We start from the raw sequence: 15,025 nt of genomic DNA on the forward strand, positions 1-15,025 counted from the left end.
TATGACCGATCCCCTCGAAAAACTGTCGCTGGCCGGTCGGCTGAGAAACAACTTTCTTACCGGCCTGATCATCTGTGCGCCTCTGGCCATCACCATCTGGCTGACCTTCACCTTCATCGATTGGGCCGATAGTTGGGTGACGCCCTACATCCCGCAGCGCTACAATCCGCAATATTATTTCGACGTTACCATTCCGGGCACAGGTCTGCTGATCGCCGTCATCCTGATCACCATGATCGGTTTTCTCGGCAAGAACCTGATCGGCCGTTCGATCGTCAATTTTGGGGAGTCGGTGCTGCATCGCATGCCGCTGGTGCGCACGCTCTACAAAAGCCTCAAGCAGATCTTTGAGACCGTGCTGAAGGAGCAGTCGACCTCGTTCAAGAAATGCGGGCTGATCGAGTTTCCGAGCCCCGGCACATGGGCGCTGGTTTTTATCGCCGGTGACGCGCAGGGCGAAATTGCCGCCCGGCTGAACAGCGATGGCGAGGAAATGGTCGGCGTGTTCCTGCCGCCGACGCCGGTGCCGACTGCGGGTTTCCTGATGTTCGTGCCCAAAAGCAAGATCGTCATGTTGGACATGACACCGGAAGAGGGCGCGCGCCTGCTGATTTCGGGCGGCCTGATCGCGCCCGACTGGACGCCGAAGACGCCGGATATCCCGGTTCTGGCCGCGCCTATCCCGCCCGCAAAAACCTGATCGCCTCGTCGCGGCGGTGCAGATAAAGCAGCACCCGCATGGCCTGACCGCGTTCGCTGGTCAGATCCGGGTCCTTTTCCAGCAGATAGCTCGCATCCTTGCGGGCGATTTCCAGCAGATCGGCATGGGCTGCCAGGCTGGCGAGCTTGAAACCGGGCGTGCCTGACTGGCGCGTGCCCAAAAGCTCGCCTTCGCCGCGCAGTTTCAGATCTTCCTCAGCGATCAGAAAACCGTCCTCGCTGTCGCGCAGGATCGAAAGCCTTGCATGCCCGGTTTCGCTGAGCGGCCCTTTGTAGAGCAGGATGCAGGTGGAGGCATCGGCACCACGGCCGACACGACCACGCAACTGGTGCAGCTGCGCAAGGCCGAAACGTTCGGCATGTTCGATAACCATGATCGTTGCATCCGGCACATCGACGCCGACCTCGACCACGGTGGTGGCGACGAGAAGGCGGATTTCGCCATTCTTGAAGGCGGCCATGACGGCGTCCTTTTCGGCGCCCGACATGCGGCCATGCACGAGGCCAACGTTTTTTGCGCCGAGTTCACGGGCGAGAACGGCATATCGCTCTTCCGCCGACATCAGTTCCACCACATCGGATTCTTCCACGAGCGGGCATATCCAGTAGGCTTTTTTACCTTCGGCTACGGCGCTTCTCAGCCGGCCGACAATGTCGCCGATCCGTTCGGTCGGCACCGTCACGGTCTGGATCGGTTTGCGGCCCGCCGGTTTTTCCGTGAGTTTTGACACGTCCATGTCACCGAAGGCGGCGAGCACGAGCGTGCGCGGGATCGGCGTTGCCGTCATCACCAGCATATGCGGCGAGATGCCTTTCGACGTCAGCCGCAGGCGCTGATGCACCCCGAAACGATGCTGCTCATCGACCACGGCCAGCGCCAGATTGTGGTAGCTGATCGTATCCTGAAACAGCGCATGCGTGCCGATGACGATCTGCGCCTCGCCGGATGCGATACGCTCAGCGATCGCCTCGCGTTCCTTGCCCTTGGTGCGGCCCGTCAAAATATCGACCGTGATCCCGGCGGCGTCCGCCAGTTTCGCGATCGTTGCAAAATGCTGGCGGGCGAGAATTTCGGTCGGCGCCATCAGCACTGCCTGTCCGCCACTTTCGACCGCTGCCGCCATGGACAGAAGTGCGACCAGCGTCTTGCCGGCACCGACATCGCCCTGCAAAAGCCGCAGCATGCGATCCTCGCCGGCCATGTCTTTCAGGATGTCATCGACGGCGCTTTTCTGGCTGGCGGTGAGGGAAAATGGCAGGGCGGCGATGATCTTGGCAGCCACGTCACCCTTCACCCGGATCGGCACGCCAGGCACTTTGCGAATTTTCTGGCGCACCAGCGCCAGCGACACTTGGCCGGCGAGAAACTCGTCATAGGCCAGACGGCGGCGTGCCGGTGCCTGCGGGTCGATATCGGTGGCATCACGCGGATCGTGCAGGTCTCGAAACGCATCCGAAACGGATGGAAAACCCTGACGCTGCGTGAGGGTGAGGTCGATCCATTCGGCCAGCTCCGGCAGGCGCGCGACGGCGTTTTCGATCGCCTTGCGCAGCGTTTTGGGCGACAGGCCGGCCGTCAGCGGATAGACCGGCTCCACCAGCGGCAGATTCTCCGCATCCGACACTTTGACCATGAAATCCGGATGGATCATCGAGGCGCGTCCGTTGAACCAGTCGACCTTGCCGCTGACCATCACCTGTTCATCGATCGGCAGCGTCTTTTCCAGCCAGTTGCCCTTGGCGCGGAAAAAGGTCAGCGCCAGTTCACCGGTCTCATCATGCAGGAAGACGCGATAGGGCTGGTTGGTGCGCGCCGGTGGCGGCATGTGGCGGTCGACCCGGCCTTCGATGGTGACGATGGCACCCTGCGGCGCCAGCGCAATGCCCGGCCGGTTGCGGCGGTCGATCAGCGAAAAAGGCGCATGGAAGAGCAGATCGACGACACGGCAGTCGTCGGCATCCTCGCGACCGGTGACCTTGGCGATCATGTCGGCAAGTTTTGGTCCGACGCCGGTGAGCGCGGAAACGGGTGAAAATAGAGGATCAAGCACGGCGGGACGCATGTTCCGATACATGCGACGTGAGGGCAGAATTGGCAATGGCCGTGGGCAAGTTTATCGATGCATTTCAATGTCGCGGGGCAGCCGCGTATGCCGGGTGATGGCCTGTTTGCGTCTCACAGATGCGTATCGAGAAACGTCCGGACCTGATGCTCGATCTGCACGTGGATCGCGCCACGGTCGATCGTCGCCGCATCGACGCAAATCAGAGGTGCTTCCTCGCGAAGAGCCAACGGGCAGGGATCGATAAACACGAAATGCCTGCCCGGCACGACCATTTCTTCAGGTCGGATCGGCAGATTTTGTGCAAGTGCCTGCGCGTTGGCGCTGGCGCGCAGAAAAGCGTCATCCTGCGGGCGTATCAGCAGTGTCGGCATGGTCACGGAGGCGAGACCGGCCTGATCGAACAGGAAGCTCAGCGGGTCCATCAGCACCAGTGCTTTCAGGCGAAAGTCGTGCTGCGGCATTGTATTGACAGCAACGGGAACCGTTTCGCCCTGTTGCACGTCGTTATTGCCGGGCCTGCAGGAGCCGACATCCTCACGTCCATCTTTGGCGCAATAGGCAAGAGCCTTCTGAAAATTTGGCTGGGCGCCAGCCAGAACAAGCGCCGTATATCCGCCAGCGGAATAACCGATCATACCGATCCGTTCGGCATTCACATGCGGCGCGAAACGGGCGTCTTTCAGGACCGTGTTCAAAGCGGCGATGGCTTGACGAGGACGTGAGGCCAAAACCTTCGGCTGGTTCGGCTGTCTGGGATGTCCTGCCGCATCACCGACATGAACAGGCGCGACTACAATATATCCGGCACGGGCCAACATGGCGGCGAGATCACGATGGCCGAGCGGCGCGCCGCCGCTGCCATGCGAGAAGAGAACCACCGGAAATCGATGGGTTTCTGCCAGTGGAGCGTCACGTGTGGCCGAAACCGTAAACGGGCCTGCCTGCCATGCCCTCTCCGCAACTGACGTAGGATACCAGATCATCGTATCGAACGATCCATCCGGACTGGAAACAGTGATCTTGGAAATCCCGGCCGCGTAAGTCTTTGCGGAGAACACCTGTTCAGCGGAAGCGGCAGAGGCCAATAAGAATGGAATGAATACCAGAAACAAAAAGCGCAACAAGGAAACCTCCCGGCACACAAGGACTGAAATAGCACCAAGGTGACAATGAATCATAAATTGAGGGTGACACAACCTATTTCGCTGCGGCCCGCGGACGCTTTGTCGAAAGTGAGGCCGGCGGGTCGTTACCTCACCATCCATTGAGCCGATTTTCCGGAAAAAGCGGTTTCCACCATTCCAGCGCATGTTCTATAGAGAGCGCGCAACACGAAGGTTTCCGACATGACTGGACTGACGCGCACCAGCGCTGATCTCGACCCGCGCCGCCGGCGTATCCTCTATCGCTGCTGGCATCGCGGCATTCGCGAGATGGATCTCGTTTTCGGGCAGTTCGCCGAAGAGCAGATTTCCACGCTCTCCGATACCGAACTCGACGCGTTCGAGATCATCATGGGCGAGGAAGATGCCGACCTGAACAGCTGGATTACCGGGGCCGTTCCGGTTCCGGAACGATATCGCACGCCTCTGTTCGAACGCCTTGCCTCCTATCGTCCGGATTTCGATGTGGTGACGCGGGAAAGCCTCAATGCGAAGGGTGACGGGTTTCGATGATTTCCGGTTTTGACGCCAAAAAGATTGCCGCCGGTTCTACACCCCTGATTATCGGCAATGTGCCGGCAGGCATAGAGCCGCTGGTTCTGGCAGAGATGGCGCGGGCAGGTCAGCCGGTTGCCTATGTCATCTCGGATGGCCAACGCATGGCCGATCTCGAACAGATGCTGGGTTTTGTCGCGCCGGAAATCCCGGTGCTGACTTTGCCTGCCTGGGACTGTCTGCCTTACGACCGCGTATCGCCGAGCGCCGACACATCGGCGCGTCGTCTGGCCGCTTTGTCCGGCCTGATCAGTCACGCCAAAAAGGCGCATCCGGCCATCGTGCTGGTCACCGTCAATGCGATGATGCAGAAGATCGCGCCGGCGGATGTGATCGAAAGCCTCGCCTTTTCGGCAAAACCTGGCAACCAGATCCGAATGGACGACATTGCCGCGCGGTTGGAGCGCAATGGTTTCGACCGAGTCTCGACCGTGCGGGAAGTCGGTGAGTTTGCGGTGCGCGGCGGCATTCTCGATGTGTTCGTTCCGGGGACGGAAGAACCGGTGCGCCTCGACTTTTTTGGCGACACGCTGGAGAGCATCCGCTCGTTCGATCCGGCCAGCCAGCGCACAACGGGGCAAGCGCGGTCACTCGACCTCAACCCGATGAGCGAGGTGACACTGACGCCCGATACGATCAGCCGGTTCCGAAAGAACTACCTATCGCTGTTCGGCGCCGCCAATCGTGATGACGCGCTGTATCAGGCCGTGTCCGAGGGCCGCCGTTATGCCGGCATGGAACATTGGCTGCCGCTGTTTTACGAACGGCTGGAAACCGCTTTCGATTATTTGAAGGGTTTTAGTATCGTCACCGATCATACGGCGCGTGAGGCGGCAACCGAACGCTCCAAGCTGGTGATCGATTATTTTGAGGCCCGCCGCGACAGCGGTATTCAGGGCAAGGGCAAAGGGGCGGCAGTTCAATCCACGCCGTACAAGCCCGTTTCTCCCGGCCAGCTTTATCTCGACGGCAAGAGTTTTTCCGCCGGTCTCGATGAAGCGGGCGCCATCCGCCTGACGCCGTTCAACGAGATGGATGCCGAGGGCCGCAAGGTCATCGCACTCGATGCCCATGCCGGACCGCGTTGGGCGAAAAGCCAGGCCGAGACGCAGACGGAAACGCAGGAACGGGGCGAAGATGGCGAAAGAGGTCGTGCCAATGTTTTTGACCTCGTCGTCAAGCATATCGCCGACAAGCGCGCCGAAGGCGACAAGGTACTGGTCACCGGCTGGTCTGCCGGTTCGCTGGATCGCCTGTTGCAGGTGCTGGACGAGCGTGGCCTGAAGCGCATTCGCCAGATCGAAAAGCTCGACGATCTCAAGAAATTGGAGAAAGGCGAGGCGGCTGCCGCCGTGATGAGCCTGGAAGCCGGTTTCGAAACGGGTGATCTCGTCGTCATCGGCGAGCAGGATATTCTGGGCGACCGCATGGTGCGCCGGGGCAAGCGCCGCAAGCGCGGAGCGGATTTCCTCACGGAAGTCGCCGGCCTCGACGAAGGTTCGCTGGTCGTGCATGCCGAACACGGCATCGGCAAGTTTGTCGGCCTCGTCACCATCGAGGCAGCCGGTGCGCCGCGCGCCTGTCTGGAACTGCATTATGCCGATGCGGCCAAACTGTTCCTGCCGGTCGAAAACATCGACATCCTGTCGCGTTATGGTTCGGATGCTGCGGAAGCCACGCTCGACAAGCTCGGCGGCGGCGCGTGGCAGGCCCGCAAGGCCAAGCTGAAAAAACGCCTGCTTGATATGGCCGATGCGCTGATCCGCATCGCCGCCACCCGCATCACCCGCCGTGCGCCGGTTCTGGCGACGCCGGAAGGGCTTTACGACGAATTCGCGGCGCGTTTTCCCTATGACGAGACCGAGGATCAGGAAACCGCCATCGAATCCGTGCGCGAGGATCTCGCCGCCGGTCGTCCGATGGATCGCCTCGTTTGCGGCGACGTGGGTTTCGGCAAGACGGAAGTGGCTTTGCGCGCTGCCTTTTTTGCCGCCATGAACGGGGCGCAGGTGGCCGTTGTCGTGCCGACCACGCTCTTGGCACGCCAGCATTACAAGACGTTTACCGAGCGTTTTCGCGGCCTGCCGATCAAGCTGGCGCAGGCCTCGCGTCTCGTCACCGCAAAGGAACTGGCGCAGACGAAGAAGGATGTCGCAGACGGCAAGGTCGATATCGTCGTCGGCACGCATGCGCTGCTCGGCGCCGGCATCCAGTTCGCCAATCTGGCGCTTCTCATCATCGACGAGGAGCAGCATTTTGGCGTCAAGCACAAGGAGCGCCTGAAGGAGCTGAAAAGCGACGTGCATGTGCTGACGCTGTCGGCAACGCCGATCCCGCGCACGCTGCAGCTTGCCATGACCGGTGTGCGCGAACTGTCGTTGATCACCACGCCGCCGGTGGACCGCATGGCGGTGCGAACCTTCATCTCGCCCTTCGATCCGCTGGTCATCCGCGAAACTCTCATGCGCGAGCATTATCGTGGCGGGCAGAGTTTTTATGTCTGCCCGCGTCTGGCCGATCTGCCGGAAATCGAGGCCTTTTTGCGCTCCGACGTGCCGGAACTGAAGGTGGCCGTGGCGCATGGCCAGATGGCGGCGGGTGATCTAGAAGACATCATGAATGCCTTCTATGATGGCAAATATGATGTGCTTTTGTCCACGACCATCGTCGAATCCGGCCTCGACGTTCCGACCGCCAATACGTTGATCGTGCACCGCGCCGACATGTTCGGTCTGGCTCAGCTTTACCAGCTGCGCGGCCGTGTCGGTCGCTCCAAGGTGAGGGCGTTTGCGCTGTTCACGCTGCCGGTCAACAAGCAGCTGACCACGATGGCCGAACGCCGCTTGAAGGTTCTGCAGTCGCTCGACACACTCGGCGCCGGTTTCCAGCTGGCGAGCCACGATCTCGATATCCGTGGCGCGGGCAACCTGCTCGGCGAAGAACAGTCGGGCCATATCAAGGAAGTCGGTTTCGAGCTTTACCAGCAGATGCTGGAGGAGGCCGTGGCCGAGGTGAAGGGCGATGACGAGATCACTGACACTGGCTGGTCGCCGCAGATTTCCGTCGGCATTACCGTGATGATCCCGGAAGATTATGTGCCGGATCTGCATCTGCGAATGGGCCTCTATCGCCGCCTCGGGGAACTGACGGAGCTGGCCGAAATCGACGGTTTCGGCGCCGAAATGGTGGACCGTTTCGGGCCGATGCCGAAGGAAGTGCAGAACCTGTTGAAGGTCGTCTACATCAAGTCGCTCTGCCGCAAGGCCAATGTGGAAAAGGTGGATGCAGGGCCGAAGGGCATCGTGTTGCAGTTCCGCGACAAGCAGTTCCCGAACCCGGCCAACCTCGTCGGCTTCATTGCCAAACAGGGTACGATGGCCAAGATCAGGCCGGACCACAGCGTGTTCCTGACCCGTGATTTGCCGACGCCGGAAAAGCGGCTGGTGACCGCCGCACAGGTGATGGGGCAGATGGCGGAACTGGCGAAGGCATAAAAAAATCCCCGGGTTTTGCGACCCGGGGATTTTTCGTTTCGGCTGTATTTCCCTCTATTTCTGTTCGCTCGGCTCTTCCGGTGCGATCACCGCCGCGGCCTGAGCATCGGTGCCGATCGAGGGCGGCAATGGTGTGCCGCGCACGCGTTCGCGCACCAGCGTCATCAGACCTGAGCCGACGATCAGCAGGATGCCGATCATCATCGGCAGGTCGATATGGTCGCCGAAGACGAGATAACCGAACAGAACAGCCCACAACATCTGGCTATACTGGGTCGGGCCGATCAGGGTGGCGGGGGCATAGGCCGCGGCATACATCAGCAGGATGGCGGCGATGGCGGCAAAACCGCCGTAACCGGCAAGCCAGACCCATTGCATCATCGTCGGCACCTGGAAACCGGGGATGGCGAGCGCGCCGCAGACGGTCAGCGTGCCGAGAACGCCTGCACCATAAAGCGAGATGTTCTTTTCCGACGGTCCCATGGCGCGAAAGATGACGATCGAGATGGCGCCGCTCAAGCCGCCGAAAACGGCACCGAGATGGCCGATCGAAAGCTCGCGAAAGCCCGGACGCAGAACGATCATAACGCCGACGAAACCAATGATGACGGCACCCCAGCGGCGGAAACCGACCTTCTCCTTGAGAAAAAGCACCGACATGATGGTGACGAAGGACGGCAGCAGGAAGATGAGCGCAAAGGCTTCCGCCATCGACAGATGGGTGAAGGCGGTGACACTGCCGATCGTGCCGCCGGCCTGGGCTGCAAAACGCAAAATCCAGAGTGGACGGTTGGTGGTGGCAAAGATATCGGTCCAGCGGTCGCCGGACTTCATGATGAAGGGCAGGGCGATGGCGCCAAAAATGGCCCCGAGGAACGAGGCCTGATAGGGGCTGAGCGTGCCTTCCAGCAATTTGACGCTGGCATCGCTGAAAGCAAAGGCGGCAAAGGATGCAAAGGCAATCAGAACGCCCTTGAGAGCATGGTCGGTGGAGACGGTGGCCATGGTGTTAATTCATGCCTTTGCGCGCTTCGGTTTTCGCTGCCGCAATTTCGCGGAATGCATTGGCGAGCACATCCGGTGTCTGGGCGCCGCTCACAGCATATTGCTGGTCGATGATAAAAAAGGGCACGCCGCTGACGCCCATGTCCTTGGCGGCAGCAATTTCGGCGTGAACCGTGTCCTTGTCGGCATCGGACTTGAGCAGGTTTTCGATGACCTTTACATCGAGGCCCGATTTTTCAGCGATGTCGAGCAGCACGGCATGATCGCCGACATTTCTGCCCTGCTCGAAATTGGCCTTAAAGAGCGCGGTCGCCACCGTGTCCTGAATTTCGCGGCCTTCCATCATCGCCCAGTGCATCAGGCGGTGCGCATCCAGCGTATTCGGGCCGATCGTGATGGCGGCGAAATCGAAATTGATGCCGACGTCCTTACCGAACGCCGTCAGGCGCTCATGCGCCTGTTTAACAGCGTCTTCTCCGCCCAGCTTTTCCGCCAGATATGCGTGGTGATCGACACCCTCGGCCGGAATGTCGGGGTTAAGCTGGTAGGGGCGCCAGTTGATGTCGATACCGACTTCATCCTGGACTTCGGCAATGGCGAGTTCCAGACGCGCCTTGCCGAGATAACACCATGGGCAGACGACATCCGAGACGAGGTCGATAGTGAGCCGTTCCATGCGGAACTCCTTATGTCAGACAGCCGCTTGGGAGGCGCGGCAGGATTTCGTTATTGTACGCGGGCATCCCACCAGGCGGAAAACTGGTGGCCATAGAGAGGCAGGGTCTGCGGTCGATCGATGCGTTTCCAGCGCGCCACCCATTTTTGCGGCACGTGATAGAGCGGCACAACATAATGGCCGGATAGAAGCAGCCGATCAAAAGCACGCACCGACGCCTGAAAATCCGCGCGGTCGCGGGCAAGCCGCATGGCATCCATGATACGGTCGAGATCGGGATCGGCCGTGCCTGCATAATTGAAGCTGCCTTGTGCCTTCGCCGCGACAGATCCCCAGCGCCCTACCTGCTCGATACCCGGAGACAGGGATGATGGGTAGGATTTGACGATCATGTCGTAGTCGAACGTGCCGGAGCGGCTCTGGTATTGCGAATCATCGACCGTGCGGATGGTCATCGAGACACCGATCAGCCGCAGGCTGCGCTGATAGGCGATCGCCAGCTTTTCCTGGTCCTGCGTCTGCGTCATCACTTCGAAGGCCAGCTGGCGGCCTTTCTTGTCGACCATGCGGCGATTGCGGATCGTGTATCCGGCATCGCGCAACAGATCGACGGCTTTTTTCAACACTTTCCGGTCACCGCCAGTGCCATCAGTCTTGGGCAGACGGTAGGTGCCGTCCAAGATGTCCGGTTCGATCCGATCCTTGGCCTTGCCCAGAAGCGCCAGCTCCCGTTCCTCGGCCGGGTTGCCGAGCGCCGAGAGCGAGGAATTTTGCCAGAAACTTTCGGTGCGCGTATAGGCGCCATCAAAAAGGTTCTTGTTGGCCCACTCGAAATCGAAGGCGAGCGACAGGGCGGCTCGGACCCGGACATCGGCAAATAGCGGTCGGCGCACATTAAAGACAAAACCGAGCATGCCGGTAGGCAGCTTCGGCTGAACCGCGTCCTTGACGATATTGCCATTGGTCACGGCCGGAAAATTGTAAGCACGGGTCCAATGGGTGGGGCTACCGTCGGGATAAAGGTCGATCGCGCCTTTTTTGAACGCTTCGAACAGCGTGTTGTCCTGCAGGAAATATTCCACTGTGATCTGGTCATAATTGTCGAAACCGACCTTTGACGCGATGTCCTTGCCCCAATAGTCCGGATTGCGCTCATAAACGATCCGTTCGCCCGGCGAGACCGACTTGATGCGATAGGGACCAGAACCGATAGGCGGTTTCAGCGTCGACTGTTCGAACGTATCCACATCGATCGCATGCTTGGGCAGGATCGGCGTGGCAGTGGCCAGAATAAGCGGTGTTTCGCGCGTCGCCTTGTCGTTGAAGGTGAAACGAACACCGTGCTCGCCGACCTTCTCCATCTTTTCCACCGAACTCAGGCGTTGCGAGAAGGGAATACGACCCTTGTCGCGCAGCACTTCGAAGGAGAAGATGACGTCGTCCTGCGTGACCGGTTGGCCGTCCGACCATCTTGCCTTGGGGTTCAGGTTGAACTGCACGAAAGTACGGTCATCATCCCATTCGACGCTTTCGGCCAAAAAACCATAAAGCGTGAAAGGCTCATCGGCGGAGCGGGTCATCAGTGATTCGTAAATGAGATTGCCGAATTCCGGATCCCAGATGCCGCGCGCAGTGGTGCGGATGCTTTTCAGATTGAATGCATTGAGGCTGTCGAACGTGCCGACGACACCATAAGTGATGCGTCCGCCCTTTTTCACGTTTGGATTGACGTAAGGGAAATGTGTATAATCGGCCCTGAGCGCAGGCTCGCCATGCATGGCAATGCCGTGAAGCGGTTCCGCTCCTGCTGCGCCGGCTGCCAAGAAGACTAGAAGTAAGGCTGACGGTCTGCGCATATGGGCGGATTCCATTCGAAGATTATGCTTTATGATTCTGCGCAAAATAGACCAAGGATGCGGCGAAAACCAAATCAAACCCCGCGGAAATAAAGGTTGATACGAAGAAAATTCCTTGAGGCACTGGATATCGTCGTAACCGCGATGTAACAGATTGCTCAACGCGGGGGGTCATTCAAATGCCTCATTTGACCGACAGGTGAACGCAGGAAGACAACCCGATATCGAGCGGCTTCGTCGCTCTCGGACGGATTTCAGGAGACGGATTTCGTTATGACTCTCAACGCACTCAAGATTACGCGGGCCCTGTCGGCTCTGGCTCTGACGGTCGGTACGGCTGCAGCGCCTTTCGCCGCTTCCGCACAGCAGGCAGCACCGGCAGGTCCGGCTCCGGGCCAGTGGTACAAGACCTGCGCCAAGCAGGGCGAAAACGACCTGTGCGTCGTCCAGAACGTCCAGCTCGCCCAGAACGGCCAGCTCATCACCGCCGTTGGCCTGATGACCCTTCAGGGCAAGGAAACCCGCAAGATCATGCAGGTTTCGGTTCCGACCGCACGCCTGCTGCCCCCGGGCATCACCATGCAGATCGATGGCGGCAAGGGCCAGAAGATGGATTACACCGTCTGCCTGCCCGACAAGTGCATCGCCGAAGCGCCGCTGACGGACGCCAACCTTGCCGCCCTGAAGAAGGGTACGGAAGTGGTCTTCACCTCGGTTAACTTCCGCCGCGCGCCGAACCCGATCAAGATCACGCTTGCTGGCTTCACCGGCGTTTACGATGGCCCGGCGATCTCTGAATCGCAGGTTGCCGAAAGCCAGCGTTCGCTGCAGGAAGGCATGCAGAAAAAGGCTGAAGAAACCCGCAAGAAGCTCGAGGACGCGCAGAACGCGGCCAAGCAGGGTCAGTAATCCTTTCACGCCTTTCGGCGCTGAAATTTGAGATCGATGAAGGGGACGCCTGACAAGGGCGTCCCCTTTTTCGTTGATGCAGCGACGGACGAGCCACACTGGCGTTACCGCCATCTCCGCGCACTCTGCGCGAGGCCATGACATCCGGGCAGATCAAAATCCGGGCTTTCTTTTGGGAAACTGCGACCCTTCATCACAAAGCCACAGAAAAGTCCGTTTGACCCGCAAGAGAAACATAGTAGCGTCAACCTGGTGATCGTTATTCCAATGTTAATAGCAACCAAAAGATGTTTCGCCTTAGTTCACATCACCAATCCGCGAAGAGTTTCCGTATTTTTACTGACTTTACTTCAAGTTTCCCTCAACCAAGAGGGACGCGCTAACCTTGTTTACGCTTAGTAAGTCTTTTGGCCGTATTTGCGGAAATTAGAAGTTGTTGAATAAGTAACATATCGGTAGAAGACGGCCCGATTAGAAAAGGGTTCTGCAGTTGCGTACTCGTTGGGATGAAGTAGACGAAATTGAAGGCGGTTCCGGCCGCTTTATGGGATTCAGTGCGATTACCTGGAGCCTTGCCGTGCCGGTTGCGTTTATCGCAGGCGCTGCAGTCGCCAGCTTTTTCAGCCAGCCGACATCGGATACACCGGCGCTGGCGATCCCGGCTCCGGCCGTGAATGCAAGTAGCGGCAATGACAGCCGGCTTGCCGCCGAAAAAAGCCGGTGGGAAGAGGAGGCGCGCGATACGGCCGCCAAGGCAGCAGAACTGCAGATGCAGGTTGAAGCGCTTCGCGATCAGGTGAGCAATGAGACGCGTCGCCGCCAGCAGGCGGAGCAGGCAGTCGCGCAAAAGACCACCGAACTCGATCAGATGCAGCAGGCTGAGGCTGCCACAGCGCGTAAGCCGGCCACCACCGTTGCCGTTTCGAATTCAGAACAGCAGGATCAGTCACCGCTGTCATATGTGGCCCCAGCGTCGACGCAAGCCTTTGCCAGCCAATCTGCCAGCCAGCCCGCAACGCCATCCGCTCCACAGGCTGCTCAACGCAGCGATCGTGCAAGTGACGATTCGATCGCCTTGCAACGTATCATCGAAGATACGGCAAGCCGCAGTGCAGCATTGTCCGATCGCCGGGATGAAGACGAAGATGTCGGTGTGCAAACCGCGAGCAGTCAGTCTGGCAGATCGCCGCGCAGGGAGTCCGAAGTTGAAACCGCGCTCGGCAGGGCGACCGGCCTCGATACGCTTTCGGCTTCACAGCGGAATGGCCTGAAACAGGAACTCGTGTCTGGCGCGTGCGTAACTGTCAGCCTCGAAAAGGTCTTCGGCAATCCGGTGCCGGTCGTACCATTGCGCAATCTTGTTAGGGATCTCGATAGCGATTGCTGATCTGACACGTCAAGAAGGGGGAAAGTCTTGAAATTTGGTGCACTCAATCTGTTTGCCTTGGCTGTGATTGGCAGCCTGTTGCCGGGTTTTGCCCGGGCGCAGGAAGCTGACCGCAACATCATGGCATCCATGGAAGGCGGCAGTCAGACGATGATTGCGCGCGACATTGCCGAATTGGGCAACAAATGCGGTCTTCCGCTGAATGTCGTCGATTCACACGGTTCGCTTGAAAACTTCTTCGGCGTCAGAAACCGCCACAACACGCAGTTCGGTATCGTCGACAGCGACATTCTCAATTACCTTTCGGCCTACCGCGGCAGCAACGACGATGTGCGTCAGGCCATTCAAGGCATGCGCATCATGCTGCCGCTGTATGACGCCGAGGTTCATGTCGTGGCGCGCGCCGGCATCAACAGCCTGCAGGACCTCCGCGGCAAGCGGCTGGGCGTCGGCCAGAAGGATGGCACGGCCTATCTGACCTCACAGCTCATTCTCGACATTTTGCGCATTCAGGTGGCCGAACGCGTTGCAGGCTCGGCCGACGAAATGATCGAGTTGCTGCGTCAGGGCGAAATCGATGCACTTCTCAAGGTGGGCAACGCGCCGATGCCGATGTTTACCGACGGACGCCTGGACAACTCGTTCCACATGGTGCCGATCACCGACGACGTGCTGCACGCGAGCTACAAGGCGGTAACGCTGCCCGCCGGCACGTATTCCTTCCAAAGGGAACCGATCCGCACCATTGCCAGCAAGACGCTGCTGATGACCTACGAATATGGCTCGGAGAAAAACGCCTATTACAAGAATTCCTGTAAGGCGGTGGCTGATTTCACCAACCTGATTGTCGGTAATCTCGATGAGTTGCGACGCGTTGGCCATCATCCGAAATGGAAGACGCTCAACCTGACGGAAATCCCCAAGGGTTGGGAAGTCGGTGCTTGCGTGCGCAAGGGGCTGGAGCCGACCTATGAGGTGACCTGTGCCCAGCAGGCCAACAATGCGGATAACCAGCAATATCTCGACCTGCTGCAGCAACGGCTGAGACAGCGGTAACCCGCGGTCCAAACCACCGACACAAAAGGCCGGGGCTCCGAGAAGGGGCGCCGGCCTTTCTCAGGCGGGAGGGCTCAAGTTTCAGATTGAGTTCCTGTTTGTTGCCGAGACAAACACTGCCGCGCACGCCCCGGAATT

At 59.4% G+C, this 15,025-nt stretch carries 11 protein-coding genes; 6 read left to right on the top strand and 5 right to left on the bottom strand.

Annotation, left to right across the window (positions count from 1 at the left end; all coding sequences use genetic code 11):
• Position 1 precedes the first annotated feature (1 nt).
• Positions 2–700, top strand: coding sequence for a DUF502 domain-containing protein (locus ACRQ1B_RS06310; protein WP_432292788.1), 699 nt, complete (start codon positions 2–4; stop codon positions 698–700).
• Here the strand turns inward: ACRQ1B_RS06310 and recG are convergent.
• Both recG and ACRQ1B_RS06320 read right to left on the bottom strand, forming a co-directional pair.
• Positions 678–2,783: an ATP-dependent DNA helicase RecG gene (gene recG / locus ACRQ1B_RS06315; protein WP_432292789.1), complete on the bottom strand. Its 2,106-nt coding sequence runs from the start codon at positions 2,781–2,783 to the stop codon at positions 678–680. The genes ACRQ1B_RS06310 and recG overlap by 23 nt on opposite strands.
• A 113-nt stretch (positions 2,784–2,896) precedes the next feature.
• Positions 2,897–3,910, bottom strand: coding sequence for an alpha/beta hydrolase family protein (locus ACRQ1B_RS06320; protein WP_432292790.1), 1,014 nt, complete (start codon positions 3,908–3,910; stop codon positions 2,897–2,899).
• Positions 3,911–4,132: 222 nt separating this feature from the next.
• Here ACRQ1B_RS06320 and ACRQ1B_RS06325 point away from each other — a divergent pair, with 222 nt between their 5' ends.
• Both ACRQ1B_RS06325 and mfd read left to right on the top strand, forming a co-directional pair.
• Entirely contained in the window at positions 4,133–4,462 is a 330-nt protein-coding gene (locus ACRQ1B_RS06325; RefSeq protein ID WP_432292791.1) for a succinate dehydrogenase assembly factor 2, read from the top strand.
• The gene (gene mfd / locus ACRQ1B_RS06330; RefSeq protein WP_432292792.1) at positions 4,459–7,998 is read left to right on the top strand and encodes a transcription-repair coupling factor; all 3,540 of its coding nucleotides are present in this window, start codon (positions 4,459–4,461) and stop codon (positions 7,996–7,998) included. Before ACRQ1B_RS06325 ends, mfd begins: the two co-directional genes overlap by 4 nt.
• A gap of 54 nt (positions 7,999–8,052) precedes the next feature.
• On the opposite strand, the gene ACRQ1B_RS06335 is transcribed toward mfd, so the two are convergent.
• From ACRQ1B_RS06335 to ACRQ1B_RS06345, 3 genes are read right to left on the bottom strand one after another with little or no spacing between them, the layout of a single operon-like run.
• Positions 8,053–9,003 (bottom strand): DMT family transporter, encoded by a 951-nt coding sequence (locus ACRQ1B_RS06335; protein ID WP_432292793.1) that lies wholly within the window; start codon positions 9,001–9,003, stop codon positions 8,053–8,055.
• Between the two features lie 4 nt (positions 9,004–9,007).
• Positions 9,008–9,679, bottom strand: a complete 672-nt coding sequence (locus ACRQ1B_RS06340) for a DsbA family oxidoreductase (protein WP_432292794.1) — start codon at positions 9,677–9,679, stop codon at positions 9,008–9,010.
• A gap of 50 nt (positions 9,680–9,729) precedes the next feature.
• Positions 9,730–11,535, bottom strand: coding sequence for an extracellular solute-binding protein (locus tag ACRQ1B_RS06345; RefSeq protein ID WP_432292795.1), 1,806 nt, complete (start codon positions 11,533–11,535; stop codon positions 9,730–9,732).
• 273 nt (positions 11,536–11,808) lie between these two features.
• Between ACRQ1B_RS06345 and ACRQ1B_RS06350 the strand changes: the two genes are divergently transcribed.
• From ACRQ1B_RS06350 to ACRQ1B_RS06360, 3 genes are all read left to right on the top strand, one after another.
• Positions 11,809–12,444 (top strand): invasion associated locus B family protein, encoded by a 636-nt coding sequence (locus ACRQ1B_RS06350; protein ID WP_432292796.1) that lies wholly within the window; start codon positions 11,809–11,811, stop codon positions 12,442–12,444.
• Between the two features lie 490 nt (positions 12,445–12,934).
• Positions 12,935–13,831 (top strand): hypothetical protein, encoded by an 897-nt coding sequence (locus ACRQ1B_RS06355; RefSeq protein ID WP_432292797.1) that lies wholly within the window; start codon positions 12,935–12,937, stop codon positions 13,829–13,831.
• Between the two features lie 27 nt (positions 13,832–13,858).
• A complete protein-coding gene (locus ACRQ1B_RS06360; protein WP_432292798.1) occupies positions 13,859–14,887 on the top strand; it encodes a TAXI family TRAP transporter solute-binding subunit in 1,029 nt (342 codons plus the stop codon).
• Positions 14,888–15,025: the final 138 nt, after the last annotated feature.

It is taken from the genome of Endobacterium panacihumi (assembly GCF_050847465.1).
GTDB classification, from domain to species: domain Bacteria; phylum Pseudomonadota; class Alphaproteobacteria; order Rhizobiales; family Rhizobiaceae; genus Neorhizobium; species Neorhizobium panacihumi.